We start from the raw sequence: 26,001 nt of genomic DNA, 5'->3' as shown, positions 1-26,001 counted from the left end.
GTTATCCGGAAACCGTCGTCTACAGCGGGGGGTCGGCCGGCTGAGCCCCGGCGCTGGTCCGGAGGGGCTCGAGCCGGGGTCGCAGATGAGGGGTGGTTCTGGCGTCGTGCGGACCACCCCGTTTCGGGGCACGAACCGGCGCAGGCGACCGCGGGGGATTTCAGCACGGAGGTTATGCAGGGGGTATCGGGTATGGAAGAAGCCGTTACGGGGACCACTGATCACGCCGAGGGCGTCGAGGCCGGGGGGCGGGCGTACGCGGGCCCGGCGCCCGACCTGAGGATCCTGCTGCGCGGGCTGCAGGCGGTGCGGGACGGCGACTTCTCGGTGCGGCTGCCGGGCGACTGGACCGGGCTCGAGGGCAAGCTCGCCGACGCCTTCAACGACATCGTGGCCGCCAACCAGAAGATGGCCCTCGAGCTCAGCCGGGTCGGGCAGGTGGTGGGTAAGGAGGGCAAGGTGCGCGAGCGGGCCCGCTTCGACCAGTCGCGCGGGGCCTGGGGCCAGATGGAGGCCTCGATCAACATGCTCATCGAGGACCTGCTGCGCCCGACCGCCGAGGTCACGCGGGCCATCGCCGCCGTGGCGCAGGGCGACCTCACCCAGACCGTGCGGCTCGACGTGGACGGGCGGCCGCTCGAGGGGGAGTTCCTGCGCTCGGCCACCATCGTCAACACCATGATCGAGCGGCTGGGGGTGTTCACCTCCGAGGTCACGCGCGTCGCGCGCGAGGTGGGCACCGACGGCAAGCTCGGCGGGCAGGCCCAGGTGGGCGGGGTGAGCGGGGTGTGGAAGGACCTCACCGAGAGCGTCAACTCCATGGCCTCCAACCTCACCGCCCAGGTGCGCAACATCGCCGAGGTGACCATCGCCGTGGCCAGCGGCGACCTCTCGCGCAAGATCACCGTGGACGTGCGCGGCGAGATCCTGCAGCTCAAGGAGGCGATCAACACCATGGTCGACCAGCTCCGCTCCTTCGCCTCGGAGGTCACGCGCGTCGCGCGCGAGGTCGGGACGGAGGGCAAGCTCGGCGGGCAGGCGATCGTGCCCGGGGTGGCCGGCACCTGGAAGGACCTCACGGACAACGTGAACCTGCTCGCGGCGAACCTCACCACCCAGGTCCGCAACATCGCCGAGGTGACCACGGCGGTGGCCCGCGGCGACCTCTCGAAGAAGATCACGGTGAACGTGAAGGGGGAGATCCTCGAGCTCAAGGACACCATCAACACCATGGTCGACCAGCTCAACGCCTTCGCCTCCGAGGTCACGCGCGTGGCGCGGGAGGTCGGGACGGAAGGGAAGCTGGGCGGCCAGGCCGTGGTCCCTGGGGTCGCAGGCATCTGGAAGGACCTCACCGACAGCGTGAACTCGATGGCCGGCAACCTCACCGCGCAGGTGAGGAACATCGCGGAGGTAGCCACCGCCATCGCCAGCGGCGACCTCTCGCGCAAGATCACGGTGAACGTCAGCGGGGAGATTTTGCAGCTCAAGGAAACGCTCAACACCATGGTGGACCAGCTCAACGCCTTCGCCGGGGAGGTCACGCGCGTGGCGCGGGAGGTGGGCACCGAGGGCAAGCTGGGCGGGCAGGCGGTGGTTCCGGGCGTCGCCGGCACCTGGAAGGACCTCACCGACAGCGTGAACTCGATGGCGGGCAACCTCACCGCGCAGGTGAGGAACATCGCCCAGGTCACGACCGCCGTGGCGCGGGGGGACCTCTCCCGCAAGATCACCGTGGACGTGAAGGGGGAGATCCTCGAGCTCAAGGACACCATCAACACCATGGTGGACCAGCTCAACGCCTTCGCCTCCGAGGTGACCCGCGTGGCCCGCGAGGTCGGGACCGAGGGGAAGCTGGGGGGTCAGGCTCTTGCGCAAGGAGCTGCGTCCGTGGCCCGCGCCGGCCTCGGGCCAGAGCAACTCTGCCAGCCGGGCTCGAGGGCCAGGTAGGCCAGCAGGGCCAGGGCCTTGCGGGTCCGGAACGCCACCGGCCAGCCGCCACAGCGAACCTGCGGGCTGCCCAGCAACAAGACCTCGACCTCCGCCACGACGCTGCACCTCCGATCGCACGCTGCGGGAACGTTAGAGGACGATGTGAAATCGCCCGAATTCCAGCATGGGGCGGGTCCGGGGTGGCAGTGGCGTGCCGGGAGGGCCTGAGGGCCTGCCGCCCGCTGACCGAACGTCCGTGCCGAAGGTACAGGCAGGGACGGCAGAGCGGTGGCAGAACTCTCCACATTACCATCAGGAATAAAAATGGTATACTGAGTTCAGCATGGCAACGGTTCTGCGCAAGGAGGTTGAGCTGGGTACGGGAGGGCGGCTGGTGATCCCGCGGGAGATGCGCGAGGCCCTGGAGCTCTCCCCCGGCGACCGCCTGGTGCTCACGCTGAGGGAGGGGCGCCTCGAGCTGGTCACCCGGAGCGCGCGGGTGCGCGAGCTGCAGGGGGTCTTGGCCCGCCCGGACGGGCGGGATCTCACCGCCGAGCTGCTGGCCGAGCGTCGCGAGGAGGCCGAGGGCAAAGGGTGGTAGGGTGAGGGGGAGCGGCGGAGGGGTGGTCCTTGACGCCTCGGCGCTGATCGCCTTCCTGCGCGCCGAACCCGGGCACCTGCGGGTGGCCGAGGCGCTGGAGGCAGGGGCGGGGGCAGTGTCGGCGGTGACCCGCACCGAGGTGCTGGGCAAGCTGGTGGGCAGCGGGAGCTACACCGAGGGTGAGGTGCGGGGGGCCCTCGAGGCCCTCACCGACGTGCTGGAGGTGGTGCCCTTCGACCTCGAGCAGTCCGACCTGGCCGCCTTCTGGTACGCCCGGCGTCGGCCCTACAACCTCAGCCTTGGCGACTGCGTGTGCCTGGCTCTGGCCGAGGCTCGGGGGCTGGGGGTGCTCACCGCGGAGAGGGCCTGGGCCGGGCTGCCCAACCTGCGGGTCGCGGTCCACCCCGTCCGCTAGGCGTCCGCTCCCGGCCCGGGGAGATGCCCACGGGGCGGGGGTCACCGCCGCGCGTAGCGCCGCAGCAGCAGCCACAGCGGGAGAGGGCTAAGGGTGATGAGGACGAACAGCGGCCAGCCCCAGCCGTAGGACAGGCTGAGGTCGCGGATCAGCACCGCCCTGCGCGGGTCGCGCGGGTCGTAGTACACCGTCACCCGGGTGCCGCGCCCCCACCCCCGGGCCAGGGCGTCGGCGTCCACCGGGCCCACCGAGGTGCGCCTGCCCCGGTAGGTCTTCCCGCCCACCTCGTAGGCGTACTCGAAGCCGTAGGAGACCCCGCCCCGCAGCGTCGTGGCGGTGGCCCGCTCGATCATCCCCTCGGTGGCGGCGTAGCTCCGGGCGACGGCGTACTGGTACAGGGCCTCCAGCGTCAGCAGGGCGAAGACGGCCCAGCCCATCAGGTACAGGATGAGCACCAAGCAGGCGGTCGGCGACAGGCTCGAGAAGGCGGTGTTCTGGGATTTTCCCATGGGCTCAACTTAACCGTGTTCGGCCGGGGGTGCGGGGCGGGACCGCCAGGGTCCGGCCCACCCGGCGGGCTCAGCGGGGGGGCGTAGCGCCGGAGCAGCAGGTAGGCCAGGAGGGGGCTGAGGGTGAGGAAGAGGAACGCGGGCCACTGCCAGTCGCGCAGCAGGCTGAGGTCGCGGATCAGCACCGCGTCGCGGGGGTCGCGTGGGTTGTAGTACACCGTCACCCGGGTGCCGCGCTCCCACCGGCGGGCCAGGGCCTGGGTGTCCACCGGGCCTACCGAGACCCGCCGGCTGCGGTACACCTGACCGCCCACCTCGTAGCTGAACTCGAAGCCGTAGGCCGGCCCCCCGCGCGGGTAGTTCACGATGAGGACATCCTCGATGACCCCCGGGGTCGGGGCGTACCGCTGGGCCACGGCGTAGTCGTAGAGCGAGCGGAAGGTCTGGAAGGCTACGAACCCCCAGAACAGCAGGCCGACGACGGTTATGAACCCTGCCACCAGCTTGGCGGCGGCGGGGTCGATGTCCTGGCGCCGGTTCACGCCCCCTCCTCCGAGGCCGCCATCGCGGGGGTTGCAAGGGCCACGGCACCCTCCCTAGGCGACCACCTGGTTCTTGCCCCGGTGCTTGGCCTGGTAGAGCCGCTTGTCGGCCTCGGCCAGCATCCGCTCGTGGTTCTCCAGGCTGAGGTCGCTGCACACCCCCACCGAGAGCGTGACCCGCAGCTCGGGGTGGAGGGTGTGCCAGGGGTAGGCCTCGACCACCGCCCGCAGCTTCTCGCATGCCGCCCGAGCCTGCGCAGCGTCGGCCCCCGGCAGCAGCAGGGCGAACTCCTCCCCGCCGTAGCGGGCCACCACGTCGGCGGGGCGGGCGTGCTCGCGCAGCAGCCGGGCCACCCCCTTGAGCACCTCGTCGCCGACCATGTGCGAGAGGTGGTCGTTGATGCGCTTGAAGTTGTCCAGGTCGCACAGCGCTACGCTCAGCGGGCGGCCGTGGCGCCGGGAGTGCTCGAACTCCCGGGCCAGGGCCTCGTCGAGGTAGCGGCGGTTGAACAGCCCCGTCAGGCCGTCCTCCAGCGCCATGCGCTCGAGCCGCTGCAGCAGCGCGCCCTTCTGCCGGTCGGACTCCTTCAGGGCCGCGTGCAGCGCCTCGAGCTCGGCGTAGGCCCGCGCGAGCTCGGCGTTCTTGCGCCGCTCCAGCTCGGCCTCGCGGCGGGCCTGCTCGAGCCCGAAGCTCACCTGGAGGTTCTTGAGCTTGCGGCCGGAGGCCTCGTCGAAGACCTCGCGCTCCAGCCGGCGGCCGGCCTCGAGGTGCCCCAGCGCGGCCTCGAAGTCGCCCCGCTGCTTGTGGAGCTCGGCCAGGGCCAGGCGGGCCTCGGCCTCCTTGGGCCGGTTGACGCTGGCGCGGCTGAGCTCTTCGGCCTGCAGCAGCAGCGGGCCGGCCTCGTCCAGGCGGCCCTGCGCCACGTAGAAGCGCCCCAGGCACAGCACGGTCTCGACCGCCAGCGCCGGGAACTCCTTGCCCTGCAGCAGCTCGCAGGCCTGGCGGTGGCAGGCTTCGGCCTCCTCGAGCCGCCCCAGCTTCTCCAGCACCAGCCCCAGGTTGCTCAGCACCGCCCCGCGCATGCGCCGCTCGGGGGGCGCAGACAGCGACAGGGCCTCGCGCAAGACCCCCTCGGCCTCCTCCAGCCGCCCCAGGTTCTTCAGGTTGATCCCCATGTTGCTCAGCGCCGCCGCGCCCTCGAGGGGCCGCCCCAGCCGCCGGTGGGCCTCGTAGGCCCGGCGGTAGTACTCCAGCCCCTCCTCCGGGTGGCCGCTGCGCGAGTAGACGATGCCGATGCTGTTGAGGGCGCGGGCCTCGGCGGCGGGGTCGCCCAGGCGGGTGAACAGCTCGAGGCTGTCGATGAAGTGGGCCAGGGCCCGCTCGAAGTCGCCCAGGCTGTCGTAGACGATGCCCATGCCGCGCAGGCAGCGGGCGGTGTTGGCCAGGTCGCGCCCGGCTTCGAACAGCGCCAGGGCCTGCCGGAAGGCCTCGAGCGCCTGGGCCGGGTCCCCCAGCGCGGTGTGGGCGTAGCCCTGCTCGAGCCAGGCTGTGCCCTCGAGCCCGGCCTCCCCCAGCGCGCCCGCGAGCTCCCGGGCCTCCTGGGCCGCGGCCAGGTGCCCCGCGGGGTCGCGGTCCCCCTGTGCCTCGCACCACTCCAGCAGGAGCCTCAGGCGCTCACGGGGCTCGGAAGCCTGCCCCGGTCGGGGGGAGAGTTCGGGGGTGTCGGAACTCATGGAGCGATTATAAGGAGCCCGGGCCACCGGGCCGGGTCGGCGTGCACGCGGGCCCGCGAGGGGCCCGGCCCCTCACCCCCCGAGGCCGTGCCCCCCGGCCACCTCGGTCTCGTGCCGCTCGCCGAACCCGGCGATGAGCGGCCTGCCGCGCTCCACCGCCTGCCGGACGGAGGGCAGCGCCAGCGAGGCGCGGTGGCTTTCCCGGGAGTCCCACACCTCGGTGACCCAGAGCGCGTCGGGGTCGGCCGGGTCGCGCGCGACGACGTAGCTCAGGCAGCCCGGCATCCCCGCCGACCCCTCCAGAAGCACCGCGACCAACTCCTCCCGCCGCCCCGTCACGGCCTTCAACCTGCTGATCAATCCGTACATCCCCACCTCCGCCGGGCCCGCTGCGGGCGCCCGTGTCCGCTAACTAGCAAACCCGTAGGGGTGCGTCCCCAGATCAACCCGAAAGGCTAGGCTGCCGGGAAAGCGACATGGCGCACGGTGTTGAAGGGGAGGATTGGACGGAGTGAGAATAGCTGGGAGCGGCCAAAAGCCTTGGCATGGGCCCCGTTGACCGACCAGCGAGCCCCGGCGATTTTGAGGCGCCCCTGAATCACATGCTTGTTGGCCCCCTCAATCTGGCCCGAAGCGATCACCTCCAGCCCCTCGCGCCTGAACTGGGGGTAGTTGGTGTGGTTGAGCAAAGCCTGCTTTTCCAGGAAGCGCAGGGCTTTCTGTGCTTCCGTTGGCAGGGCGGCCAGCAGGGCAGGGTCGTTGAGATGGTTATTGAGCCAGCGCTGCAGGTCGATCTCACCCCGCAGCAGAGCCCTGCGTTGCTGCGCTCGCTGGGCCTCTGAAAAGCCCAGCCCCTGTAGCAGCGTCTCGAAGTAGGTACTGGCGTGGTAAACATCCAGAATATGCCGTTTGACCCCCAGATCCCCCAACAACTCGGCAATCCAGACCGCCCCGTCACTGATCCCGATCAGGCGATCGGCCTGACGAACCCCTGCCTGGCGCAGCAGACCATGCACCAGGGGGGCAAACTCCCCCGCAGCTACTAACGCGCTGACGTAGTAGCGCTGGCTGGGCGCGCGCATCGGGTACAGTACCGCGCTCTTGACCTCCCGCCACTCCACTCCCCCCTCCACCCGGGTTGGCACCAGGCTGCCATCCACCTCGATACACCAACGCCTGCCCCCTTCCTGCGCCCGTCCCGGCAGGGCCTGGTGGGCCTGCTGCGCCAGACACTCCCTCCCCAGCGCCTGGGCCGTCCCTTCCAGGGCCACGCACAGCCGCTGCAGCTGGCTCTTGCTCACCTTGACCCGCCACCGCCCCAACCACCCTGCTGCCTCCCGGTAAGACATCCGCATCCCTGCCTCCTGCAGCCGCCCCAGCAGCTCGGGAAAGTATCCGCTCTCATCCAGGCTGTCATCGCCAAACCCATATCCCTGGTATCCACAACCGCAGCGATACTGGTAGCGTCGAACCTCCACCGGCCCCCACAGGCTGGCAACCTTCTTCCCATAGCGGTAACAACCCCTCAGGGTTCTCTGGCAGTCTGGACAGTTTTTTTGACCCCTTGATCCGCCTCTTGCACTTCCCGCTGCGTGACCAGACCCTGCAGCAGGGTTTGCTGTATGACCTCCCCATACTCCAGCACCAACTGCTCCAGCTGGGCCAGTTTCATCCCCTTACCCTTCGCTTCCGCTTCCCCAATCAGCACCATCAACCGCTCTTGTAGTGGGCTCATGCCTCAGTTTAGGCTACTGGGTTGTTTTGGGGACACACCCACCCGTAAACCCGTAGCCTATAGTTGTGATTTAGGAGTAGATACGCTATAATCAGAATGTACACGGTTGATCTGCATTTTAGCGAATCGGCAAGGGGCGTTACAAGCCGCCTGCGGGCGGGAAAAGGAGGACCGGCATGCGCAAGATCGTGGCCTCGCTGTTCATGACCCTCGACGGGGTGGTGGAGTCCCCCAACCTCTGGGCCTTCGACTTCGGCAGCCCCACCCTGGTCGGGGGCCTCGCCGAGCGGGGGCTGCTCGAGGCCCGCGGCTTCGGCTCCGGCGTGGTGCTGCTGCGCTACGCGCCGGCCGGGGGCCAGCCGTGAGCGCGACGGATTGGAAGCTCGAGGTGGTCCAGGTCCCCGTCTCCGACATCGACCGCGCCAAGCACTTCTACGCCGAGCAGTGTGGCTTCGCGGTGGACCTCGACGCACAGGTCAGCGACTCCGTGCGCGTCGTGCAGTTGACCCCGCCCGGCTCGGCCTGCTCGATCCACCTCAGCCGCGGGATCCACAGCATGCCGCCCGGCTCGCTGGAGGGCTTGCAGATCGTGGTGGGCGACATCGAGGCCGCGCGGCGGGAATTGCTCGAGCGGGGGGTGGGGGTGAGCCCCGTCCGGCACGTCGAAGGGGGGGTGTGGGTGGAGGGGAAAGGCGGGAAATGGAACTCGTTCGTCTTCTTCAGCGACCCCGACGGCAACGGCTGGGTGTTGCAGGAGCGCCCCAGGGCTTAGCCGCAGCGGGGTGCCGGCACGACCGAGAGGACGGCCCGTGAAAGGTGCCTGGGCCCGGAGCGGCCAACAGCCCAGAGGTCAAGGCTTTCGGGCCTCTGGGCCTTCGTACGGGGGCCGCAGCAGGGCGGCGGCTTCGGCGATCGGCACGGGGCGGCCCAAGAGGTACCCCTGGGCCATGTCCACCCCCAGCCCGAGCAAGGCATCCCTCTCGGCCACGGTCTCCACCCCTTCGGCGATGATCCGGCTGCCGGTCTCCTCGGCGAAGCGGATGAGCGCGGCCGCGAGCGAGCGGCGCGTGCGGTCGGCGTCGATGTTACGGGTTAGCGCGACGTCGAGCTTGATGAGGTCGGGGCCGAGCTGGAGGATGTGGCTAAAGCTGGCGTAGCCGGCCCCGGCGTCGTCGACGGCCAGGCGCAACCCCCGGCGGCGCAGCGGCTCGAGGGCCGCCACGAACCGCGGGTAGTCGGCGATGGGGACGTGCTCGGTCACCTCCAGCACGATGCGCTCCAGCGGCGCCCCCTCGAGCGCGCGCTCGACCGCGCCGCTGAGGAGGTGGGTCGGGGAGACGTTGAGCGAGAGGTAGACCCCGGCGGGCAGGCGGTCCAGCCCGGTCAGGGCCTTCCCGACCGCCGCCATCTCGAGCTGTTCGCCCAGGCCGACCTCGGCGGCCTCGCCGAACCACACGTCGGGGCTGCGGGCCGGCTCGGCCGAAAACCGGGTCAGGGCCTCAAACCCCAGGATCCTCCCCTCCACGAGGTGGAAGATAGGTTGATAGACGATGGAGAAAGCCCCGGCGTCGAGCACGGCCGCGACCCGTTCGGCCATCGCCTGGCGGGCCCGGTCGGCCGCGAGGCGCCGCTCGATCTGCTGGGACACGAAGTTGGCGAACAGGTGCAGCAGGGCCAGGTCACGCTCGTTGAGGGTGGGATCAGGCTTGGAGCTGAAGCAGCAGATGGTGCCGTAGACCCGGCCGTCGCTGAGGCGTAGGGCCACGCTCAGGTGGGCCCCCACCGGCAGGGCGGTGGTGGCGGGCAACTCCAGCGCCACCGGGACCTGCGAGGCGTCACGGATGAGCTCGGGCAACCGTCCGTCGACGACGTACTGGCAGTAGGACTCCTCGAGGGGGTCGGAGTCGCCCACCGTGACGGGAGGGTTCTCCGTCGCGGAGTCGATGAAGCGGAAGTAGCGCCTGCCGTCCCGGAATTGCGAGACGAACGCCACCTCCATGCCGAGGTGCTCGCGGATGGCGCGCAAGGCGTCCAGCACGATCACGTCGAGCGGTGCGTCGGCTGTCCTGGAGGCGGACAGGAAGATGTTGGGCATCGGGGACTGGGCGCCGGGGGCGAGGTCCGGTCGTGCGTCGTCTCGGTCCATAGGGTTCTACCACCTCTTGACGCTTAGCGTGAGTTAGCCTCAGCTCCCGTGGCGTCGCTCGCGAAACAGTCCCAGAACGACCGCTGCGGGAAATGCTCCCGGAAACGTCCTGAGGCCCGGCCGTGCCCGCGGTGGACCCCTCGAGGGGCGGGCAGCCGGGCCCCCGAAAACCGCACCAAGACTGGTGTCGGCTGGCATCCCCACGCCCCCAGCCGCAGTAGCTCCGCCGCCCGCTCACGCCCGGTGAGCTGCCGTGTCCGGGGGATACTTTGGATTATATGCGCTTTCGCGACGATATCCCGGCTGCCGGCACATTGTAGAGTTTCCGTCTACCGAGGGACCGCCGACGGTTTCTTGTAGATAGCCGCTTTTCGGGCCAATTCCGCGAACAAGCGGGCGGCCCGACCGGCAGCCGCGTCCGCGGCTGCCGGTATGGTAGATTTCAGCTTCTAAGCCAGCAGGAGTGCCGAAAAGCCTACCGCCACGACGAAAAGCCCCAGCCCCAGCTTGACCCGGCCCCGGTGGGTGATGTGCAGCCGGCTCAGGCGCTGGAGCACCGGTCGGCTGCCGGCTATGCCCACCAGCAGCAGCAACGGCAGCACGAAGGCCAGGTTGTAGCTCGTCAGGAGTGCGTAGGCGTAACCTTTGCTGGAGAGACTGCCGATGAGGGCGGCCACCGCCAGGTACATCCCCCCGCCGCACGGCAGGGTGCACGTGCCGATCAGCACCCCGCCCACGAACGCGGCTCCTACGGTAGTCCGGCGCGTCCAGCGGTGGGCCAGGCCGTGCAGCGCAGCGGGCATGCTGAGCTTGATAGGGCTTCGCGGGAAGACGTACTCGGCCATCATGAGAAGACCGAACATCACCGCGACGAACGCGGCCAGCCGGGTGACGAGGTGGGTGTTGCCGAAGACCCGCAGGCTGGAGATCTCGACAAAGCCCACGCCCAACACCAGGTAGAGCAGGAAGATCCCCAGGATGTAAGCTCCGGCGACCACCCAGACATAGCGGGCGCGGCGGGCCACCTCCAGCCGCGAGGCTCGCTCCACCGTCGCCAGCAGCGCGCCGATGAAGAGCAGCAGGGTGGTGATCGCGCAGGGGTTGATGCCGTCGGCGAAACCCGCAGTGAGGGTCAGGCCCAGGGCCGGCAGGGGGTTGGCCTCGAGCCAGGAAACCGTGGGCATCTGGTGCGGGCGCCCCACGGCGACCAGGGCCAGCCCGAGCAGCGCCGCCGCGAGCCCCGTGAAGAGGCCGGCCCTGGCCCAGGGGAACGGTCCAGCAGGCTTGTCGGCCATATTAGCTGCTCACCACCACCTTGCCGCGCATGAAGGGGTTTTCTTTGCCGCCGCAGCAGATGTCACAGTAGAACAGGTACTCCCCCGGCTGGTTCAGGACGAAACTTACGGTGCCGGTCTGCTTAGGGGGAACGCGCTGTTCCAGGTTCTGGCCCTCGAGCACGAAGTTGTGCCAGCCGCCGCCGTCGGTATGGTAGGCGTTATCCAGGTTGACGATGGAGACCGTGACCGCTTCACCCACCTTCGCCTCCACCACGCTGGGCTGCCAGCCGGACATGCTGATGCGCAGCACGGTTCCCTGGGGGCTCTCCCCGGTGGGGAAGTAGGGTCGCAACAACAGCCCAGCCGCCGCCAGCAGCACCACCCCGCCCAGGATCAGGAAACCCAGCCGCAGCGGGTCCATTGCGCCTCGAGAAGACTTCGCCGTCCCTAACCTTCCCATCCGTCATCCCTTTCCTTTCGCCGGAAGAGTTCCCCTGCCACGCCAGGTACTCCTACCTTGGGGAGCACCCAGCGGTCCAGGCCCCAATAGCCCGCCGTCCGCCAGGCCAGCACCAGCCAGGTCGCCACGATGAACATCCAGGGGTTCGAGCTCACGGTGCCCGCCAGCAGGAAGGCCGCGTTCATGAGGCCGGCGAAGAAGGCCGCGAAGCCGGTGAAGAGCCCGACGATCAGGGCCAGCCCGACCAGGATTTCCCCGTAAGTCACCAAGTAGCTGAACAAGGTGGCGTTGGGCAGGGCCACGTTTTCGATGAACCAGGCGTACCAGCCGGTCACGTCGGGGCGTTCACCCTCCGCCTTGGTGAGCGCCCGGGAGAGGAAACCGGAAACCGCGGTGCCGGCCTTCTCGCCCACCCAGGCCGGGTTGTTGAACTTGCCCCAGCCGGCCTCGAGCCACTGCCAGCCCAGGTAGACGCGAAAGATCGCCCACAGAGGGGCTAGCCGGGTATCGGCGAACAGGAAGCGGGAGATGCTGGGCTCGGGAATCTGCGTGGATCTAGCGTTCATGCTTTCTCCTTTCCCTCCAAGAAGGGTATCCCACCCCTATTGGGGTGGGAAGGGTGGAATGTCCTCAAGGGAAAAGCAGAGGCGAGAAACAGCCCGCGTCTTGCTAGCGGCCGGCGCGGTAGCTGATGCCGTTGGCGCCGTAGGCGGCGGGGACCGTGGCCACCACCGCCTGCCTGGCCACCTCGATCACCGTGACCGTGCCCGCCTCGGTGTTGCTGACGTAGACGAAGCGCCCGTCGGGCGAGATCACCACCCCGTGGGCGGCCTTGCCCGCGGGGATGGTCTTGACGACGCTGCCGCTGGCGGTCTCGATCACCGAGACGTCGTTGCTGCCGGTATTGGCCACGTATACGAACCGGCCATCCGGCGTAACGTAAACCTGGATGGGGGTCTTGCCCACCGCGACGTTGCCCACCACCTGCCGGGTCGCGGTGTCGATGACCGAGACGTGGCCCTGCACGTCCTCGCCCAGGTGGGCGTTGCTGGCGTAGACGTAGCGGCCGTCGGGGGTGAAGCCCACCTGCGCGGGCTTGGAGAGCACCGCGACCTCGGCGACGGCCCGGAGCGAGGCCACGTCGATCACCGTGACCGAGTCGGATTGGGTGTTGGCCACGTAGACCTCGCGCCCGTCGGGGCTGATCCGCAGCCCGTGGGGGCTCTTGCCCACGGGGATGGTCGCCCTGACCTTGCGGGCCCGCAGGTCCACCACCGAGACCGTACCCTCGCCCCCGTTGGTAACGAAGGCGGTGCGGTTGTCGCGGCTGACCACCACGTGGGCGGGGTGCTCGCCCACCCTTATCTCGGCCACCGGGGTGTCGGTGTAGGCGTCGATGACCCCCAGGGAGTTGGTGCCCGCGTTGGCGGTGTAGACGTAGCGGCCGTCGGGGGACACCTGGATGTTGTGGGGGATGACCTTGGCATCCTTGTGGTCCTCCCCGTCCCCCGCCCGGCCGTGGCCGGCCGCGCCGGGGCCCTCGAGCCGGATGTCCTTGATCTTGCGGTTGGTGCGGGCGTTGATGACGCTGACGGAGTCGGAGTACTCGTTGGCCACGTAGACCTTGGGGATGCCCGACAGCAGCGCCAGCGCCCGCTGTTCGGGGATCCAGTAGGCCTGCAGCCCCAGGAAGCCGGCCACGGCCTGCGCGGGCACGAGCAGCCCGTCCTTGCCGGCTTGAGCCGGTGTTTTCAGCTCGAGCGGCGACCCGTTCAGCAGCGCCCTCTTGGAACCGGCCTGGAGCACCAGCCTGTCGGGGCCTCGAGTGAGCGTAGCCGCTTTACGGCTTGCGTCCCACTGAAGGCCGGCCCCGCTGGCCTGAGCCAGGGCCCGTACCGGCACCAGGGTTACCCCCTGATCGACCCGGGTGCCGCTTAAGGGGAGGCTATCCAGGTAGACCTGTACGCCTTTGCTCCCCTCGGTGGCTGTACCCAGGGCCAAGCCTGCGCCCACCAGGACCGCTGCCGATGCTAATATCCGTAGGAGTTACGCAGTTGCAGTTGACTGGACATTCTTCTGTGTGCTAGGAGGAGAGTGCTTAGCCAAGCTTCTCCAAAGGGGGTGATGCCCATGAACCCACCGAAGTGCGATGACCTGGACTACATCCACTTTCTCATCGCCGCTCAGCGGGTCTTCACCTGTACCGAGGCCGCTCGCTGTAGTCCAAAGGAGAAGAGCCCTCCCGCCCATGATGCCTTTACCCGCCTGCTGCAAAGACAGCCGCCCGACACGGCGGCGCTGTGGCAGGAGGCGAAGGCGTTCGTGAAGCTCAGGAAGGGGCTGCTGATCCTGGACGACACCACCCTGGATAAGCCCTACGCTCGGGACATGGATCTGGTGAGTTACCACTGGAGTGGCAAACACCAAAGGGTGGTTAGGGGCATCGCCCTCATGACCCTGCTGTGGACGGAGGGGCAGGCCCTGATCCCCTGCGACTTTCGGGTCTACGACAAGCCCCAGGATGGGAAGAGCAAAAACGACCACTTTCAGACCATGCTCCAGAAAGCGAAGGAGCGGGGGTTTCAGCCGGAATATGTCCTGATGGACAGCTGGTATGCCAGCTTGGAGAACCTCAAGGCCATAGTCAGCTTTGGCTGGCGGTTTCTGACGCGGCTGAAGGGCAACCGCCTGGTCAACCCGGAGGGGAAGGGAAATGTACCCATCCGTGAGGTGGAAATCCCTGGGGAGGGGAGGGTGGTTCATCTTCGGGGTTTTGGGTTCGTGAGGGTGTTCCGAACGCTCTCCAAGGACGGGGAGGCGGAGTACTGGGCCACGAACCATCTGGGGATGAGCGAAGAGAAGCGGGCGGAGTTAGAGCGGCAAGGATGGGGGATCGAAGTGTACCATCGGGGGCTCAAGCAGTGCTGTGGGGTGGAGCGGGCCCAGGTGAGGAAGGCGGTCTCCATCCTGCGGCACCTCCTCCTGGCTTTGCGGGCCTTCCTCCGGCTGGAGGTCTACCGGCTGCGCAGGGGGGTGAGCTGGTACGAGGCCAAGGCGTCCATTGTTCGCGAGGCAATACGAAGTTATCTCGCCCATCCCCTCCACATCCTTCAGCCAACTGCGTAAGTCCTAATCCGGACAAACCCGTCCATATATCACCTCAGGCGCTATGATGCGGCTAGCCTATTAAGCTCGTATAAAGAGCCCCGACCCCGCTTAAAGGTCGTGGCGCGTCGGTGAAGGCGCCTCATTCCCGTTCTCGGGCCGTGGCCTTCCCGAAGCGCTGAGGTCCGGCCAGGAACTCCTCGCGGCAACCCCGGCAGCAGAAGTAGTAGCTCTTCCCCTCCCACTGGGCGGAAACCGCCTTCTCCCGCTCCACCGTCATCCCGCAGACCGGGTCGGTGGCCAGGCTGCGCATCTCCTTGAACTCCCCGTCCTCCAGCCACAGCACCCGGTCGGCAATGTCCTGGATGCGGGCGTCGTGCGAGACGATCAGCACGCTCTTGCCCTGCTCCTTGGCGATGCGCCGCAGCAGGCGCATGGTCTCGTGGCCGTGGTGGGAGTCCAGGTTGGCGGTGGGCTCGTCGGCCAGGAGCAGCGCGGGCTCGTTGACCAGAGCCCGGGCGATGGCCACCCGCTGCTTCTCCCCGCCGGAGAGCTGCTCGGGCAGGAAGTGCAGCCGCGCCCCCAGGCCCAGCTCCTCCAGCAGCGCCCTGGCTCTGGCCCGCGCCGCCTTTCGTCCCAGGCCGGCCAGCTCGGCCACGATGGCCACGTTGTCCAGCGCGCTCAGGGCCGAGAGCAGGTTGAAGTCCTGGAAGACGAAGCCGAAGTGCCGCAGGCGGATGTCGGGCAGACGGCCCTCGGAGAGTTCGCTCAACACCAGGCCGTCGAGCTCGATGCGCCCTTCGGTCGGCCTCAGGAGCGCCCCCAGCATGGAGAGCAGCGTGGTCTTGCCGGAGCCGGAAGGCCCCATGATCAGCACGATCTCGCCGGGGGAGACCTCGAGGCTTACCCCCTTCACGGCCTGGACCGCGGTCTCGCCCGAACCGTAGCGCTTGCTCAGGTTCTGTACCCGTAGGGTGGCTGCCCTTTCCGTCCTCATCTCGCACCTCCACGATAGACCCGGGCCGGGTCCAGCCCGGCGATTTGCCGCATGGGCAGGGCCGAGGCTGCCCCCGCGACCACCAGGGCCATTCCCCCCGCTTTCAGGAGCGAGGCCCAGGTGAGTTGCAGGGGCAGGTTCAGGCCCAGGGCGGACAGGACCAGGGGCAAAACGAGCGTTAAAGCCACCGCCAGGCCCAGCCCCAGGCCCACGCTGTAGAGGGCCTGGGCCAGGACGACGCGGTACAGGTGGCCGCTGCTGGCCCCCAGGGCCTTCAAGACGCCGTACTCGGCGCGCCTCGAGAGCGTCGCGGTGTACATCACCAGGGCCATCACCGCCAGGCCGATCAGGAGGCCGGCCAGGTTCATGATGTTGATGGCGTCGGCCCCCATGTCCCGGACCACGGCCCGCTCCCGCCGGGCAAAGGCCGCACGGGACAGGGCCGAGACCCCCTCCACCTCCTCCTCGATGCGCCGGGCCACCTCTTCCGCCGAGCGCCCCGGCCCCACCCGCACCAGCACGAAGCTCACCGTGTCACGGCTGCGGCGCAGGCGGGCGAAGTCCTCCAGCCGCAAGAAGCTGACCCCGTTGAGGGGGTTGGAGAGCCCGGTGGCGAACCCGGCCACCCTGAAGTTGCGGCCGAAAACCCGCGCGGTGTCGCCGGCCTCGAGGCCCAACACCTGGCCCAGGCCGCTATCGAGGATCACTTCCCCCGCCCCCGGCGGCCAGGCCCCCGCGGGCTTGCCGGCCTGGGCATCGGCGGGCAGGCCGAAGACGTAGCTCGAGCGGCTTCCCCTGGGCCCCCTGAGCATCTGGGTGGTGTAGAGCATGGGGGTCACCGAGGCCACGCCGGGCACCCCGGCCACCACCTCCACCACCCCCTCCGGCAGGGTGGAGAGCACCATGTGCAGGTTGCGCACCCCCTTCTGTGAGACCCACACGTCCGCGCCGGAGCGCTCGATGGGGGCGGCCAGGGGGCCCTCGAACCCGGCCAGGATCGCGTCCAGCACCAGGACCAGCGCGAGGGCCAGGGCCACCCCGCCCACCGAGAGGAGGAAGCGGGTCTTGCTCTGGGTCAGGTTGCGCCAGGCCAGGTAGCCCATCTCGCTCTCACCTCCTGAAGACTTCTGCCGGGGCCAGCCCGGCGACGAGGCGGGCCGGGAGCCAGGCCGCCAGCAGGGCCATGAACAGGCCGGTCAGCAGGGTCAGCCCCACCACCCCAGGCTCGAGCGCCACCAGGATCTGGGGGCGCAGGGCCAGCACCAGCCGGGCGGCGGCGAAGCCCAGCAAGATCCCCGAGAGCGATCCCAGGGCCGCGACGGCGAGGGCCTGGGCCAGCACCAGCCCGTAGAGCCGGGCGTTGCGGGCCCCCAGGGCCTTCAGCACCCCGTACTCGCGCTGCCGTTCGACGGTGGCGCTGTAGATCACCAGGCCCACCACCAGCGTCCCCACCAGGAAGGCGATCAGCGACATCAGCCGCACCGGTTTGAAGAAGGCCTGGTAGAGCCTGAGGTCGCTCTCGATCAGCTCCGACTTGAGCCAGACCTCGACCCCCGGCAGCCCTTTCAGCCGGGCCCGCAGGGCCTCCGGCGCGACCCCCGGCGCGGGCGTGACCAGCGCGAGGCTGGAGAGGCCCGGGGTGAGCAGGTAGGACTCGAGGTCGGCCTTGCGCACGAAGACCAGGGCGGTCATCCAGGAGGCGGTCCCCTCGGAGAGGCCTACCACGGGGAACTTCTGCCCCTGCACCTCGACCGTGTCCCCCACCCTGACGCCGTGCAGCCGGGCCAGCACCCGGTCGAAGACCACCTCGCCCCTTTCCCGGGGCTCCCGCCCCTCGCCGATGCGCCAGGGGCCGCCTCCCAGGGCAGGGTCGTAGCCGATCAGGAAGGCGAAGATCTTCTTGTCGTGCAGGTCGAAGATGGCGGTCTGGGTCAGCACCGGGACCACCTTAGCCACCCCCGGCACCTGGCGCAGGTCCTCCTCCAGACCGGGGGGCAGCAGCGAACTGCCCCCGCCGAAGCTGTCCACCCCGGCCTGGGTCACCGCGATGGAGCCCGGGGCCTGGCGCAGGTAGGCCGTGACCTGGAGCCGCAATCCCTGCTCGAGCCCCAGCAAAAACAGCACCAGCATCACCGCCAGCGCCACCCCCAGCACGTTGAGCGCGAAGCGCAAGCGGTCGTGCAGCAGGTTGTGCAGCGCCACGTACATCCCCGTCCTCCTCACTGCGGCCTCCAGCACGGTCGGCGGTGTCCGAACTGCCCTATCCCACGGGATACGGACGGACGCCCTGGGGCTCGAGCCGCCGCCTTTGTCGCCGTATTCACCCAGAGGCACCGGCCGGTAGACCTCACGACCTCAGCGCCAGGTCCAGGAGCCGCGCTCCAGGACCAAGGCCTCCGCCGCCGGACGCAGGGCCAGCACCTGGGCGCGGTAGCGGTGGCGACCGTCGTGGCCGGACCCGGCCACCGCGCCCACCAGGTCCTCCGGCCCAGCCCGTTCGGGGTCGCAGGCCACCGCCGCCAGCCCTTCCTGCAGGAAGACCTCGGCCAGTAGGGTTCCCCCCAGGGCCAACAACCCGTTCCTCACCCGCGTGGCGCAGCGCGGACAATCCATCCCGCCGACGGCCAGATAGGCCACCGCGGCCTGGTCCAGTCGTCCAGGATCGAAGGGCTTTTCCAGCGCTTCCGATTCCACCTGGCAGTTCTCGTGCTCGTTCACCTGGGGCCTCCTCCGGCTCTGGCTCAATCCGCAACGCAATTCGGTAGTTCTTATGCGAATCTTATCCCACCCCGGGTGGGGTGGGTATGGACGGATGTCCCTGACCCCACCTAAGCCTGACCGCACAGGCCCAGCGCATAAGCCGCCTGTAGGACCCGGTCGGCCCGGCCAGGGGGGTAGAGGATTCCCCCCTGCGCCCGGACCCAGGACACCACCTCCGGGTGGGCTCCCTCGGGGCAGGCCGGGAGGCCCCAGCGGTGGCGGGCCACGGCCTCGAACATGGGCAGATCCTGACCCCCGTCGCCCAGGGCCAAGACCCAGGGCTCCTTCAGGCCCAGGGCCTCGATCCCGCGTTCCAGCCCCTTGCCCTTGTCCAGTCCCTGCGCGGTGAGCACGGCGGCGTCCCCGGGATAGTGCAGCAGCCGCAGGGCCTCGAGCAGGGGCACGTGAGGCGGGGGCGGGTCGCCGGGGGCCTCACCCAGGAGCTGTTTCCGGGCGGCCCGCCGTGCCTCCGGCAGCGGCAGGCCCTCGGCTTGGGCCACCACCTCGCCCAGGGTGTCGAGCAGCACCTCGACCAGCCGGTGGGCGATCCGCACTGCCTCGGGCGAGCCCGCAGGGTAGTTGGGCTTGAGGCTCAAGTTGAACTCGTCGGCCTGGAGGCTATAGTCCCAGCAGGGGCAGTCCATGCCCACGAGGCAGGCCGCCGGGAGCCGGGCGCGCACCTGGGCAAGCACCCCCAGCACCGCCTGGGGCAGTTCGCGGTAGAGCGGGATGCGGCTATGGCGCCCCCGGCCGGGGATGAAGATTCCAGCACCCCCCTCGTAGATCACCATGACCCGGCTGGTGTTGGCTCGCCCAGCCCCCAGAAGCTGCACCAGCAGGCCTCGAGCGTGCTCGAGGCTGCGCGCGGTGTTGGCCACCAGCACCAGCTGAGGAAACCGGTCCAGCAGGGCTCGCAGGATGCCCACCGTCTCGGGGGGGACCTCGGCCTCGGTCTCGCGGCGGAAGCGCAGGGTCTCGTCGAAGTCGGTGGCGATCAGGTTAAAGGGTTTCTGCCCGCGCGAAGCCCACGCGCAGGCCAGCGCCAGGCCAGAAGGGTCGCAGCGCGAGAGCAATTCCTCCAGCAAGCCCTGCCCCAGGCCCAGGCCGGGCAGATCCAGCTCGGCTTTGGCCCGCCTCAGGGTCCGGAGCAATTCCTCCCGTACCGAACCCTCGGGAAGGGTCATCGCCTCACGCTCGACGTGCAAGAACCGGCGGTAAATCCCCAGCCGTGGGGCGTACGCGTACGATAGCAGGGGCTCGAGGCCCAGGACGCCCGCGCTCATGGCCGCGCTCCGGACACCCCGGGCAGACCGGCCTCGTAGCCGAGCCCTTCCACCGCCTGCCGGATGGACTCCAGGGAGGTCAGCGCGGGGTCGTACTCGAGGTAGGCCCGCTCGGTCAGGGGGTTGACGTAGACCCGCTTCATCCCGGTCAGCCTGGCCAGGGCGCGCTCGAGCGTCGTCGCGCCGGCTCCGCCGCAGCCCAGGCCGTACACGTTAAAGCTCAGCTCTCGCTCGGGCATAGACCCCTCCTTTACTCCAAAAGCACCAGCCGGTGAGGCTCACCGCCCACCGCGAAGCGCGCCACCACCCGGCGGCTGCGGGCGTCGATCTTGACCACGCTGCCCTCGCGCATGTTGCTCACGTAGGCCCAGCGTCCGTCACGGCTGAAGGCGATGCTGAACGGACCCTGTCCGGTCTTGATGCGGGTGGTGTAGCGCCTGGGCATGAGCACCTGTTGCCCGGCTTGCAGCGTCAGGTGCAGCACCTCGACGTAGTCCGACGCCAGCGAACTGATCCAGAGCTCGGTGTCCGTGCGGAAGGCCAGCCCTTCCGGGGCAGCCTCGCTGACGTAGGTGGAAACCACCCGCAGGGTCTGGGCGTCGATCAGCAGCACCTCGCGGGAGTCCAACGCCCCCACCGCCAGCCAGCGCCCGTCGGGCGAGAGCGACCAGCTATGGGGGCCGCTCCTCGTCGCTACGGTCTGCTCGAGGCGAAGGCTCTGTGCGTCGAGCACGCTGAGGTCCTTGCTGGCGTAGTTCAGGCTCGCCAGCCAGCGCCCCTCCGGGCCGAGGGCCACGCCCTGGGGGTTTCGCCCCACGGCGACGGCCTCAGCGCGGAAGCTGGCGGTATCCAGCACGATGAGGCTGTCGCTCCTGCCCCCGGCGATGTAGAGCCTCGAGCAGTCCGGGCTCAGCGCCAGTCCCCAGGCAGCCGCGCCCACCTTCACCGTGTGCAGGACCTCGTTGCTGGCAGTCCCGATCACGCTGACTATGCCCGCGTCACCCCCAGCCACGTACAGCCGGCCTTGGCCGGGACACAGGGCCAGCCCGCGGGGCGAACTCGGCAGGGGGATGGTGGCGACCAATTGGCCACGCTCGGCGTCCAGGACCAACACGCTGCGACCGAGGCTGTTTTCCACGTAGAGCAGCGGCGCTGCGAGGCTGCGGCCCAGAAGCAACGCCATTGCCAGGGTGAACAGGACCCTTCGCGGTCGTGTGCGAGGAGCTGCTTGAGTTTTCATCAGGGGTTCTCCTAACTGGCTCGCAACGAGCCGTAAGCCAATCGGGCTGCTCGTGCCGGGAGGCGGAAATTGGGGTGGCGGCAGCCGGTCGTCTATCCCGCCGCGGTCTTCAAATGGTCTCCCGTATGTGAAGAGGATAGCCCACCCCACCTGGGGTGGGCAGGGACATTTATCCCGAAGAGGATTAATTCAGCCAGGTCGCCGGTCTGGAACCCAGGCCGTGCGTCATGCCGGAGGCTGGGCCAGGCCGATGGCTGGAGCCTCCCCGAAGCGCCTGGGGCGGCCTCATCAAGGCCGCTGAGGCCGGAGGTAGCCTTACACCTCCGGCCTCGCGGAGCTCGTAACCCGTTCGACCCGGCAGCGGGTGCCGCCGAACACCGGCATCCCGGTGTGATGCCCGGGATTAACGCAGGTTGGCGAGCTTGAGCCGCATCTCGTAGACTTCCTGAGCCTGTGTGCGGATGATGTCGCTGGCCAGCTTGACGATGGCCGGGTTCCGGGCCTTTTGCAGGGCGAGCGTGGCCATCTCGATGGCCTGCACGTGGTGGGGGATCATCCCCTGTAGGAAGGCCCGCTCCGGGCTGACGGGGGCCTGCGGGGCCTGCGTCGCGTTGCCCGTGGCGGGGTTTTGCATCATGCCGCCCGGGGCGGGGGCCTGCGTCATCCCCTGCATCATCCCGCCCGCCCCTTGGTCCGGCATCATGCCGCCCATGCCCTGGGTCATCGCGCGCTGAGCGGCCAGGTTGGTGCCCCCCAGGGCGACCAGCAGCGCCTTCATCTGGGTGATCTCGCGCTCCTGGTCGCGGATGATGGCGTTGGCCCAGCCGCGGATCTGCGCGTCCTGGGTCTTGCCCAGCACGTCGCGGGCCATCGTTACCGCCGCGCGGTGGTGGGGGACCATCATCGAGAGGAACGCTTGCTCGAAGGGGGCTCCCTCGAGCATCATCAGCCCCGAGCCCATCATGCCCTGCATCATCTGCATCATCTGCATCATCTGGGCCATCGGCATCTGAGCCGCCCCGCCGGGCATCGGAAGCGCCTGCGATTGGGTGGTGTTTTGCGTCGCAGGAGCCGTCTCAGGGTGGTGTGGGTCGGTCTGTGCCAGCGAGAAGCTGGCCAGGGCGGTGACTGCGAAGAGGGCTAGCTGTCGTTTCATTCCTATCACCTCGAGGCCGAGTGTAGCGGGTTGTTGTAAAGCCCTTGTAAACCCCCTAGGGGTATTTGTCCCTTGACAGGTGCTGAACAGCGGCACTGCTGGAGCATGGCCGATACCGACTTCGAAAAAGCGGTCACCTGGGCCGAAAACCCCGAGGAGCCCACCCCCCACCGCGTCCCCCCCGGCCGGGTGAGTTCCCCGCTGCCCGGTGCCGAACTGGCCGGATCCGGTACAAGATCTCCACCGAACGCGTTGGGGAGGGCGACGGTGGCGAGGACCTGCCCGCCATCGGCACCCAGGACTCGCACGCTCCGAACGACGCTGTTTTCCACGCGAGGGGTGACGGCGAGGTTTTGGGCCCGGAACAACCCCGGTAGCATCGGAGCCGACCAGAGGGTAGTGGGCGTAAAACGGAAACAGGGCGGGTTTTCCCTGGGTTCACCTTCGCGCTACAAGCCTCTCTTGGTCTTGTGCCGCCGTTGGCTAGGTGGCCCGGCTGGGTTTACCCCGGCCCCGGTGACCCGGGGAGACACGGCCGTCGCGGCCCACGCTCGCTCCCTCGCGCGGTTCGGGACGGTCGGCCTGGGCTAGGGGTCGCGAGGAGGCCAGGTTGGGGTGGCGGCGGAGGCGCTCTTCCAGCGAGGGGTCGTCACAAGCAATCGCCTCGAGGGCCTCGCCAGGGGTGTTCGGGTTGCGCAGCAGCGCCAGATGCAGCGGGCTTTCCTTGCTCTGGGCCAGCCGCCAGAGCAGGTGGGGAGGGGTGCTGGGGTTAAGGGCCACCTTCCTCCGCACACCCGGCTCAGGGTCGTGGACCAGCAGGGCCAGCACCTCGGCAGGGGTGTTGGGGTTCGCGGCCAGTGCCTGGCGGACGTCCAGGTCGCCGTCGAAGGCTAGCCCTTTCAATAGCTCGGCGGGAGTGCAGGGGTTAAAGGCCACCGCCAGCCGTCCGGCCCAGTTGCCCACCAAGGTGACCAGGGTAGAGGCGGGGGTGGACGGATTGCGAGCTACTGCCAGCCGTACTTCCTGTTCGAGGTCATGAGCCAGCCACTCCAACAAGGCCGTGGGGGTGCGGGGGCTCTCGGCCAGGGCCAGGCGGAACCGGGGGTCTGCGAGCAGGTCCGTCCATAGCCGCTCGAGCCCGGTCAAGGCGGCCTCGAGGGCCTCCAGATAGGCCCGGACCTGGCCGACCCGACCCCCGGCCCCCGCCCGCAGCTCCAGCAGCCGCTGGTAGTCTTCGATCAGGAAGCGTAACCCGCTCACCCCGCCCTCCCTCGCCGCCTATGGTTGCTCTCCTTTTGCCTCGGGCACCGCCTCAACGCCGGGCACGTAGCGGCGATGTGCGTAGCGGTTCATGAGCAGGCAGCCCACAAGCAGGACAAACGCGCCGATCAGCGCCAGATGAGGCCGGTGCTCCAGCACGGTGAAAAAGGCCGCTGCCGCCAGGAACCCGAGCAGCACCCAACTGCCGGGTCGCCGTAGCCAGCTCCGCCGACCGCCCGGGGTCATGGTCTGCTCCTCTCCCGTAGCCCGAGGCGGGCTCGGGCATCCGCCCGCAAAACGCGCACCAGTACGGCAACGCTGAAGGTAAAAATCAGGGCCAGCAGCACGCTCGTCGTGGCAATTCCTGCCGAGCCATGACCCTGGAAAAAAGCCGCGATGTAGCGTCCCAACAGCCCACCCGACAGCACAGCGGCAAAGAAGAACAGCCAGAAAACCTTGACCACGTGGGTCATACCTACCTCCGGTGGATCACTCCAGGTGTGCCGTACCTGGGGCAAACTTGGCGTAGAAGCCCAGGGCGACCATCGCCAGAGCCAGAAGAGCGTAGACGATCAGGAAGGCTATACGGCGTGAGGGGTGCAGGTAAGGGCTTCGGTCCAGCAACGGCACCAGGGCCAGGGCGATGAACAAGGCGGCGCTGGCCCACACCAGGCCGCGCAGGCCGATCCAGTTCTCCAGCGCAAACAGCGAAAGGAAGGGCCACCAGGGTCTGGTGATCTCCACCCCCTCTACCGGAGCCGGGCCAAGCTGGGCGGGTAGGGTGACCGACAGGAAGACCAGGACGCCCAAGCCCACCAGCGCATAGGCCCCCACCACGCCCATGTGCTGGAGGAAGGTGGCGTGGGTGGGCTCGCTCGAGGTCTTGCGGGTGGTGGCCTCGCGGTGGGCGAAGGCGTTGGGGGCCAGCCCGTGCAGCTTGATGAGCAGGAAGTGGGCCGTTAGCAGCAGCACCAGCAGTGCGGGCAGAACCGAGACATGGGCGGTGAAGACGCGGGTCAGGAGAGGGATGCGCTCGGCGAACTGGGGTGAGAAAAAGGTGCCGATGCCCCCCAGCAGTTGGGCGGCCTCGACGTTATGCTCCAGGGCTTCGATGGCTTCTTGGTCCCATTTCAGCACGGTGCCGGTGAACACGAAGCCCACCGTCACAGCCAGCAGTCCCACCCCCACCAGCCAGTTGGCCTCGCGGGGGCGTTTGAAGCCCCCGGTAAAGAGCACCCGCAGCATGTGCAGGAGCACCGTGACCATCACCACGTTAGCGGCCCAGTAGTGCAGGTTGCGCATGAAGAAACCGCCCGGAGCCTCGCGGAGGATGGACTGCATGGAAGCCCGTACGTGCTCGGGCATGGGATCATAGAACTGGGACAGCCAGATGCCGCTGAGCACCAGCACCACGAAGCCCACCAGGCTGACCCCACCCAGGGAGTACCAGATGCCCTGGGCATGCTCGGGCACGTCGTATTTGAGGGCGGAAATGCCCAGCCGTTCGTCCAGGGCTTGCCAAAAGCCTCTAGGGGCGTTGCTTGGAAGAACCGCCATGGCCTAGGTCTCCTTTCGCACCGGATGGACAGAACTGCGCCCCAGGGCGTAAGCGCCCAGGAACACCAGCACCCATCCGGTCGCGAAGGCCCAGTAGATGCCGGGGCCGAGGCGGACCTCGACAGCTTTGCTCCCCTCGACGGCTCCGGGGTCATCGCCCACCGCCTTGGCAACGAGCGGAGGAACGGCCTGGGGAACGCCCGCCTCGAGCGCCTTCTGGGCGAGTTCCAGGGCCTTCACGTCCAGCCCTTCTGGCTTTTCCAAGGCATCCTTGAGCCGGTCCAGGGCCATCTCGAGGTTGGGGGGTTCGGCTTGCAGGAAGCCCGTTGCCGACCGGGCCAGCTCCTCGCCGCTCATCTTTGCCTCGTCGGGAGAGTCGGCGAGGGCTAAGCCAGCCAGCAAAGCCAGGACTGCCATCCAGGCCCGCGCTCGTGTTAGCATGACTCACCTCCTTCTAAGATTCGACCTGTGCTTAGGAATTGAAGCCGCTGGTGGCTAATCTTTGTTCCTTAGCCCACGGCCCACCCCACTCTAAGTGGGGTGGAGCAATACGTCCTTTCATAAGCGCACTCAGCAACAGCGATTTGTTGGTGGATTCCAGGCTGGCGAGGCCAGAATATACCAAGGCTGTTAAGCTCGTGTAAAGCGGCTTCATCAGCCCGTGGAACTGCCAGGCGTGTTTTTACAGCGACGTGACCGGGTAGGGTGGGTCAATCTGCTCCCGGCAACGGTCGAGCGCTGGGCGTGGCTAAGGAGCGCTACGCCAGAGGCGAGATCAGCAGGGAAGAGGTTGGCGGGCTAAGAGGCTGTTCCCGCCGTTCACCTACAGCCCGGTAGGGTGGGGATAGGGCACGGCGCGGGTTTCAGGTTTTTACGTGCAGCAAGGACATCAGGGACTCGAGGGTCTGCTGCCGGGGCTTCTGGGGGGCTTGCTGCAGGCAGGTTCGCAGCCCTTCCCGTACCAGCAGCTCTTCAACGCGGTACAAGGCCCCGCGCAGGGCCCGCACCTGTTGGATCAGCTCCGAGGGAGACGCCCCGCTGGTCACCATCCGCCGCACCCCGGCCAGATGACCCTGCACGCTGTCGAGTCGGTTGAGGAGCTGGGGCTGGAGTTCTTCCATGGCAGCCCCTTCAGTGCGGGTGATTGTGGTGATGGACGTGGTCATTGCCTCGTACATACCTTTCCGGATCCGCATCAAAGGCCTTCTTGCAGCCGATACCGCAGAAGTAGTAGGTCTGGCCCTGATACACCGACTTCCCTGCAGCTTTCTCGGGGTCCACCATCATCCCAC

Annotated in this window: 32 protein-coding genes; 6 read left to right on the top strand and 26 right to left on the bottom strand. The window is 68.6% G+C overall.

The genetic code is table 11. From position 1 onward, the window contains the following. Nucleotides 1–192: 192 nt before the first annotated feature. From Mhypo_RS02910 to Mhypo_RS02900, 3 genes are all read left to right on the top strand, one after another. Nucleotides 193–1,950, top strand: coding sequence for a methyl-accepting chemotaxis protein (locus Mhypo_RS02910; RefSeq protein WP_206074889.1), 1,758 nt, complete (start codon nucleotides 193–195; stop codon nucleotides 1,948–1,950). Nucleotides 1,951–2,275: 325 nt separating this feature from the next. Next, a complete protein-coding gene (locus Mhypo_RS02905) occupies nucleotides 2,276–2,533 on the top strand; it encodes an AbrB/MazE/SpoVT family DNA-binding domain-containing protein (protein ID WP_027893358.1) in 258 nt (85 codons plus the stop codon). A gap of 22 nt (nucleotides 2,534–2,555) precedes the next feature. Further along, entirely contained in the window at nucleotides 2,556–2,948 is a 393-nt protein-coding gene (locus Mhypo_RS02900; protein WP_036219436.1) for a PIN domain-containing protein, read from the top strand. A 41-nt stretch (nucleotides 2,949–2,989) separates the two neighbouring features. On the opposite strand, the gene Mhypo_RS02895 is transcribed toward Mhypo_RS02900, so the two are convergent. The 6 genes from Mhypo_RS02895 to Mhypo_RS02870 all read right to left on the bottom strand — a co-directional run bounded on the left by Mhypo_RS02895 (nucleotide 2,990) and on the right by Mhypo_RS02870 (nucleotide 7,468). Beyond that, the gene (locus tag Mhypo_RS02895; RefSeq protein ID WP_119339822.1) at nucleotides 2,990–3,457 is read right to left on the bottom strand and encodes a DUF3592 domain-containing protein; all 468 of its coding nucleotides are present in this window, start codon (nucleotides 3,455–3,457) and stop codon (nucleotides 2,990–2,992) included. Next, nucleotides 3,385–3,999, bottom strand: a complete 615-nt coding sequence (locus tag Mhypo_RS02890; RefSeq protein WP_119339821.1) for a DUF3592 domain-containing protein — start codon at nucleotides 3,997–3,999, stop codon at nucleotides 3,385–3,387. Before Mhypo_RS02890 ends, Mhypo_RS02895 begins: the two co-directional genes overlap by 73 nt. A 54-nt stretch (nucleotides 4,000–4,053) precedes the next feature. Beyond that, nucleotides 4,054–5,733, bottom strand: a complete 1,680-nt coding sequence (locus tag Mhypo_RS02885; protein ID WP_119339820.1) for a diguanylate cyclase — start codon at nucleotides 5,731–5,733, stop codon at nucleotides 4,054–4,056. 72 nt (nucleotides 5,734–5,805) lie between these two features. Further along, nucleotides 5,806–6,102, bottom strand: coding sequence for a putative quinol monooxygenase (locus Mhypo_RS02880; protein ID WP_027893355.1), 297 nt, complete (start codon nucleotides 6,100–6,102; stop codon nucleotides 5,806–5,808). Nucleotides 6,103–6,188: 86 nt separating this feature from the next. After that, nucleotides 6,189–7,211: a hypothetical protein gene (locus Mhypo_RS02875; protein WP_119339819.1), complete on the bottom strand. Its 1,023-nt coding sequence runs from the start codon at nucleotides 7,209–7,211 to the stop codon at nucleotides 6,189–6,191. Between the two features lie 47 nt (nucleotides 7,212–7,258). Beyond that, nucleotides 7,259–7,468, bottom strand: coding sequence for a hypothetical protein (locus tag Mhypo_RS02870; protein ID WP_119339818.1), 210 nt, complete (start codon nucleotides 7,466–7,468; stop codon nucleotides 7,259–7,261). A gap of 176 nt (nucleotides 7,469–7,644) precedes the next feature. On the opposite strand from Mhypo_RS02870, the gene Mhypo_RS02865 reads away from it, so the two are divergent. Both Mhypo_RS02865 and Mhypo_RS02860 read left to right on the top strand, forming a co-directional pair. After that, entirely contained in the window at nucleotides 7,645–7,833 is a 189-nt protein-coding gene (locus tag Mhypo_RS02865) for a hypothetical protein (RefSeq protein WP_027893354.1), read from the top strand. After that, entirely contained in the window at nucleotides 7,830–8,240 is a 411-nt protein-coding gene (locus Mhypo_RS02860) for a VOC family protein (RefSeq protein WP_027893353.1), read from the top strand. Before Mhypo_RS02865 ends, Mhypo_RS02860 begins: the two co-directional genes overlap by 4 nt. A 78-nt stretch (nucleotides 8,241–8,318) precedes the next feature. On the opposite strand, the gene Mhypo_RS02855 is transcribed toward Mhypo_RS02860, so the two are convergent. The 5 genes from Mhypo_RS02855 to Mhypo_RS02835 form a co-directional block, all read right to left on the bottom strand. Then, complete coding sequence (locus tag Mhypo_RS02855; RefSeq protein WP_206074888.1) at nucleotides 8,319–9,614, bottom strand: sensor domain-containing phosphodiesterase; 1,296 nt, start codon at nucleotides 9,612–9,614, stop codon at nucleotides 8,319–8,321. A 449-nt stretch (nucleotides 9,615–10,063) separates the two neighbouring features. Continuing rightward, a complete protein-coding gene (locus Mhypo_RS02850) occupies nucleotides 10,064–10,798 on the bottom strand; it encodes a cytochrome c biogenesis CcdA family protein (protein ID WP_240637084.1) in 735 nt (244 codons plus the stop codon). A 112-nt stretch (nucleotides 10,799–10,910) separates the two neighbouring features. Beyond that, a complete protein-coding gene (locus Mhypo_RS02845; protein WP_027893352.1) occupies nucleotides 10,911–11,312 on the bottom strand; it encodes a cupredoxin domain-containing protein in 402 nt (133 codons plus the stop codon). Nucleotides 11,313–11,338: 26 nt separating this feature from the next. Next, nucleotides 11,339–11,917 (bottom strand): TQO small subunit DoxD, encoded by a 579-nt coding sequence (locus Mhypo_RS02840; protein WP_027893351.1) that lies wholly within the window; start codon nucleotides 11,915–11,917, stop codon nucleotides 11,339–11,341. A 103-nt stretch (nucleotides 11,918–12,020) separates the two neighbouring features. Then, nucleotides 12,021–13,364 (bottom strand): beta-propeller fold lactonase family protein, encoded by a 1,344-nt coding sequence (locus tag Mhypo_RS02835; protein WP_119339815.1) that lies wholly within the window; start codon nucleotides 13,362–13,364, stop codon nucleotides 12,021–12,023. 81 nt (nucleotides 13,365–13,445) lie between these two features. Between Mhypo_RS02835 and Mhypo_RS02830 the strand changes: the two genes are divergently transcribed. Then, nucleotides 13,446–14,477 (top strand): IS701-like element ISMesi2 family transposase, encoded by a 1,032-nt coding sequence (locus tag Mhypo_RS02830; RefSeq protein WP_119339814.1) that lies wholly within the window; start codon nucleotides 13,446–13,448, stop codon nucleotides 14,475–14,477. 121 nt (nucleotides 14,478–14,598) lie between these two features. Here Mhypo_RS02830 and Mhypo_RS02825 read toward each other — a convergent pair whose 3' ends face one another. The 15 genes from Mhypo_RS02825 to Mhypo_RS02750 all read right to left on the bottom strand — a co-directional run bounded on the left by Mhypo_RS02825 (nucleotide 14,599) and on the right by Mhypo_RS02750 (nucleotide 25,993). Further along, complete coding sequence (locus Mhypo_RS02825) at nucleotides 14,599–15,453, bottom strand: ATP-binding cassette domain-containing protein (RefSeq protein ID WP_147075275.1); 855 nt, start codon at nucleotides 15,451–15,453, stop codon at nucleotides 14,599–14,601. Next, nucleotides 15,450–16,556 carry an ABC transporter permease gene (locus Mhypo_RS02820; RefSeq protein WP_119339813.1) on the bottom strand — a complete coding sequence of 369 codons (1,107 nt, stop codon included), beginning with the start codon at nucleotides 16,554–16,556 and terminating at the stop codon, nucleotides 15,450–15,452. The genes Mhypo_RS02825 and Mhypo_RS02820 overlap by 4 nt, the downstream gene beginning before the upstream one ends. 7 nt (nucleotides 16,557–16,563) lie before the next feature. Further along, nucleotides 16,564–17,661, bottom strand: a complete 1,098-nt coding sequence (locus Mhypo_RS02815) for an ABC transporter permease (protein WP_027893347.1) — start codon at nucleotides 17,659–17,661, stop codon at nucleotides 16,564–16,566. A gap of 147 nt (nucleotides 17,662–17,808) precedes the next feature. Continuing rightward, the gene (locus Mhypo_RS02810) at nucleotides 17,809–18,171 is read right to left on the bottom strand and encodes a heavy-metal-associated domain-containing protein (RefSeq protein ID WP_119339812.1); all 363 of its coding nucleotides are present in this window, start codon (nucleotides 18,169–18,171) and stop codon (nucleotides 17,809–17,811) included. Between the two features lie 110 nt (nucleotides 18,172–18,281). Next, a complete protein-coding gene (locus tag Mhypo_RS02805) occupies nucleotides 18,282–19,496 on the bottom strand; it encodes an HAD hydrolase family protein (protein WP_119339811.1) in 1,215 nt (404 codons plus the stop codon). After that, entirely contained in the window at nucleotides 19,493–19,735 is a 243-nt protein-coding gene (locus Mhypo_RS02800) for a heavy-metal-associated domain-containing protein (protein WP_027893345.1), read from the bottom strand. Before Mhypo_RS02800 ends, Mhypo_RS02805 begins: the two co-directional genes overlap by 4 nt. Before the next feature lie 11 nt (nucleotides 19,736–19,746). Next, nucleotides 19,747–20,610 carry a YncE family protein gene (locus Mhypo_RS02795; protein WP_170148195.1) on the bottom strand — a complete coding sequence of 288 codons (864 nt, stop codon included), beginning with the start codon at nucleotides 20,608–20,610 and terminating at the stop codon, nucleotides 19,747–19,749. 529 nt (nucleotides 20,611–21,139) lie between these two features. Beyond that, nucleotides 21,140–21,892 carry a DUF305 domain-containing protein gene (locus Mhypo_RS02790; RefSeq protein ID WP_206074887.1) on the bottom strand — a complete coding sequence of 251 codons (753 nt, stop codon included), beginning with the start codon at nucleotides 21,890–21,892 and terminating at the stop codon, nucleotides 21,140–21,142. A 483-nt stretch (nucleotides 21,893–22,375) separates the two neighbouring features. Beyond that, entirely contained in the window at nucleotides 22,376–23,152 is a 777-nt protein-coding gene (locus Mhypo_RS02780; protein ID WP_119339808.1) for a variant leucine-rich repeat-containing protein, read from the bottom strand. An 18-nt stretch (nucleotides 23,153–23,170) separates the two neighbouring features. Next, nucleotides 23,171–23,398 carry a DUF2933 domain-containing protein gene (locus tag Mhypo_RS02775; RefSeq protein ID WP_119339807.1) on the bottom strand — a complete coding sequence of 76 codons (228 nt, stop codon included), beginning with the start codon at nucleotides 23,396–23,398 and terminating at the stop codon, nucleotides 23,171–23,173. Then, nucleotides 23,395–23,625, bottom strand: coding sequence for a hypothetical protein (locus Mhypo_RS02770; RefSeq protein WP_119339806.1), 231 nt, complete (start codon nucleotides 23,623–23,625; stop codon nucleotides 23,395–23,397). Before Mhypo_RS02770 ends, Mhypo_RS02775 begins: the two co-directional genes overlap by 4 nt. Nucleotides 23,626–23,641: 16 nt before the next feature. Then, nucleotides 23,642–24,709: a cytochrome b N-terminal domain-containing protein gene (locus tag Mhypo_RS02765; RefSeq protein WP_119339805.1), complete on the bottom strand. Its 1,068-nt coding sequence runs from the start codon at nucleotides 24,707–24,709 to the stop codon at nucleotides 23,642–23,644. A 3-nt stretch (nucleotides 24,710–24,712) separates the two neighbouring features. After that, nucleotides 24,713–25,150: a hypothetical protein gene (locus Mhypo_RS02760; RefSeq protein WP_147075277.1), complete on the bottom strand. Its 438-nt coding sequence runs from the start codon at nucleotides 25,148–25,150 to the stop codon at nucleotides 24,713–24,715. Nucleotides 25,151–25,572: 422 nt separating this feature from the next. Beyond that, complete coding sequence (locus tag Mhypo_RS02755; RefSeq protein ID WP_027893343.1) at nucleotides 25,573–25,905, bottom strand: metal-sensitive transcriptional regulator; 333 nt, start codon at nucleotides 25,903–25,905, stop codon at nucleotides 25,573–25,575. Further along, complete coding sequence (locus tag Mhypo_RS02750) at nucleotides 25,841–25,993, bottom strand: YHS domain-containing protein (protein ID WP_240637087.1); 153 nt, start codon at nucleotides 25,991–25,993, stop codon at nucleotides 25,841–25,843. The genes Mhypo_RS02755 and Mhypo_RS02750 overlap by 65 nt, the downstream gene beginning before the upstream one ends. Nucleotides 25,994–26,001 lie beyond the last annotated feature (8 nt).

The sequence above is a fragment of the Meiothermus hypogaeus genome (genome assembly GCF_003574035.1).
In the GTDB taxonomy this organism is placed as follows: domain Bacteria; phylum Deinococcota; class Deinococci; order Deinococcales; family Thermaceae; genus Meiothermus; species Meiothermus hypogaeus.
The sequence above is the reverse complement of the archived record's forward strand: the minus strand, read 5'-3'. Positions and strand labels throughout refer to the sequence as shown.

Bases quoted from the DNA above. Each gene is read 5' to 3' on its own strand.
- Mhypo_RS02800 (WP_027893345.1), bottom strand. From the start codon at position 19,735: ATGCCCGAGCGAGAGCTGAGCTTTAACGTGTACGGCCTGGGCTGCGGC.
- Mhypo_RS02905 (WP_027893358.1), top strand. From the start codon at position 2,276: ATGGCAACGGTTCTGCGCAAGGAGGTTGAGCTGGGTACGGGAGGGCGG.
- Mhypo_RS02880 (WP_027893355.1), bottom strand. From the start codon at position 6,102: ATGTACGGATTGATCAGCAGGTTGAAGGCCGTGACGGGGCGGCGGGAG.
- Mhypo_RS02775 (WP_119339807.1), bottom strand. From the start codon at position 23,398: ATGACCCCGGGCGGTCGGCGGAGCTGGCTACGGCGACCCGGCAGTTGG.
- Mhypo_RS02845 (WP_027893352.1), bottom strand. From the start codon at position 11,312: ATGGACCCGCTGCGGCTGGGTTTCCTGATCCTGGGCGGGGTGGTGCTG.
- Mhypo_RS02820 (WP_119339813.1), bottom strand. From the start codon at position 16,556: ATGGGCTACCTGGCCTGGCGCAACCTGACCCAGAGCAAGACCCGCTTC.
- Mhypo_RS02770 (WP_119339806.1), bottom strand. From the start codon at position 23,625: ATGACCCACGTGGTCAAGGTTTTCTGGCTGTTCTTCTTTGCCGCTGTG.
- Mhypo_RS02850 (WP_240637084.1), bottom strand. From the start codon at position 10,798: ATGCCCACGGTTTCCTGGCTCGAGGCCAACCCCCTGCCGGCCCTGGGC.
- Mhypo_RS02895 (WP_119339822.1), bottom strand. From the start codon at position 3,457: ATGGGAAAATCCCAGAACACCGCCTTCTCGAGCCTGTCGCCGACCGCC.
- Mhypo_RS02765 (WP_119339805.1), bottom strand. From the start codon at position 24,709: ATGGCGGTTCTTCCAAGCAACGCCCCTAGAGGCTTTTGGCAAGCCCTG.
- Mhypo_RS02790 (WP_206074887.1), bottom strand. From the start codon at position 21,892: ATGAAACGACAGCTAGCCCTCTTCGCAGTCACCGCCCTGGCCAGCTTC.
- Mhypo_RS02825 (WP_147075275.1), bottom strand. From the start codon at position 15,453: ATGAGGACGGAAAGGGCAGCCACCCTACGGGTACAGAACCTGAGCAAG.
- Mhypo_RS02815 (WP_027893347.1), bottom strand. From the start codon at position 17,661: ATGTACGTGGCGCTGCACAACCTGCTGCACGACCGCTTGCGCTTCGCG.
- Mhypo_RS02855 (WP_206074888.1), bottom strand. From the start codon at position 9,614: ATGGACCGAGACGACGCACGACCGGACCTCGCCCCCGGCGCCCAGTCC.
- Mhypo_RS02870 (WP_119339818.1), bottom strand. From the start codon at position 7,468: ATGAGCCCACTACAAGAGCGGTTGATGGTGCTGATTGGGGAAGCGGAA.
- Mhypo_RS02750 (WP_240637087.1), bottom strand. From the start codon at position 25,993: ATGGTGGACCCCGAGAAAGCTGCAGGGAAGTCGGTGTATCAGGGCCAG.
- Mhypo_RS02755 (WP_027893343.1), bottom strand. From the start codon at position 25,905: ATGCGGATCCGGAAAGGTATGTACGAGGCAATGACCACGTCCATCACC.
- Mhypo_RS02885 (WP_119339820.1), bottom strand. From the start codon at position 5,733: ATGAGTTCCGACACCCCCGAACTCTCCCCCCGACCGGGGCAGGCTTCC.
- Mhypo_RS02865 (WP_027893354.1), top strand. From the start codon at position 7,645: ATGCGCAAGATCGTGGCCTCGCTGTTCATGACCCTCGACGGGGTGGTG.
- Mhypo_RS02840 (WP_027893351.1), bottom strand. From the start codon at position 11,917: ATGAACGCTAGATCCACGCAGATTCCCGAGCCCAGCATCTCCCGCTTC.
- Mhypo_RS02910 (WP_206074889.1), top strand. From the start codon at position 193: ATGGAAGAAGCCGTTACGGGGACCACTGATCACGCCGAGGGCGTCGAG.
- Mhypo_RS02760 (WP_147075277.1), bottom strand. From the start codon at position 25,150: ATGCTAACACGAGCGCGGGCCTGGATGGCAGTCCTGGCTTTGCTGGCT.
- Mhypo_RS02805 (WP_119339811.1), bottom strand. From the start codon at position 19,496: ATGAGCGCGGGCGTCCTGGGCCTCGAGCCCCTGCTATCGTACGCGTAC.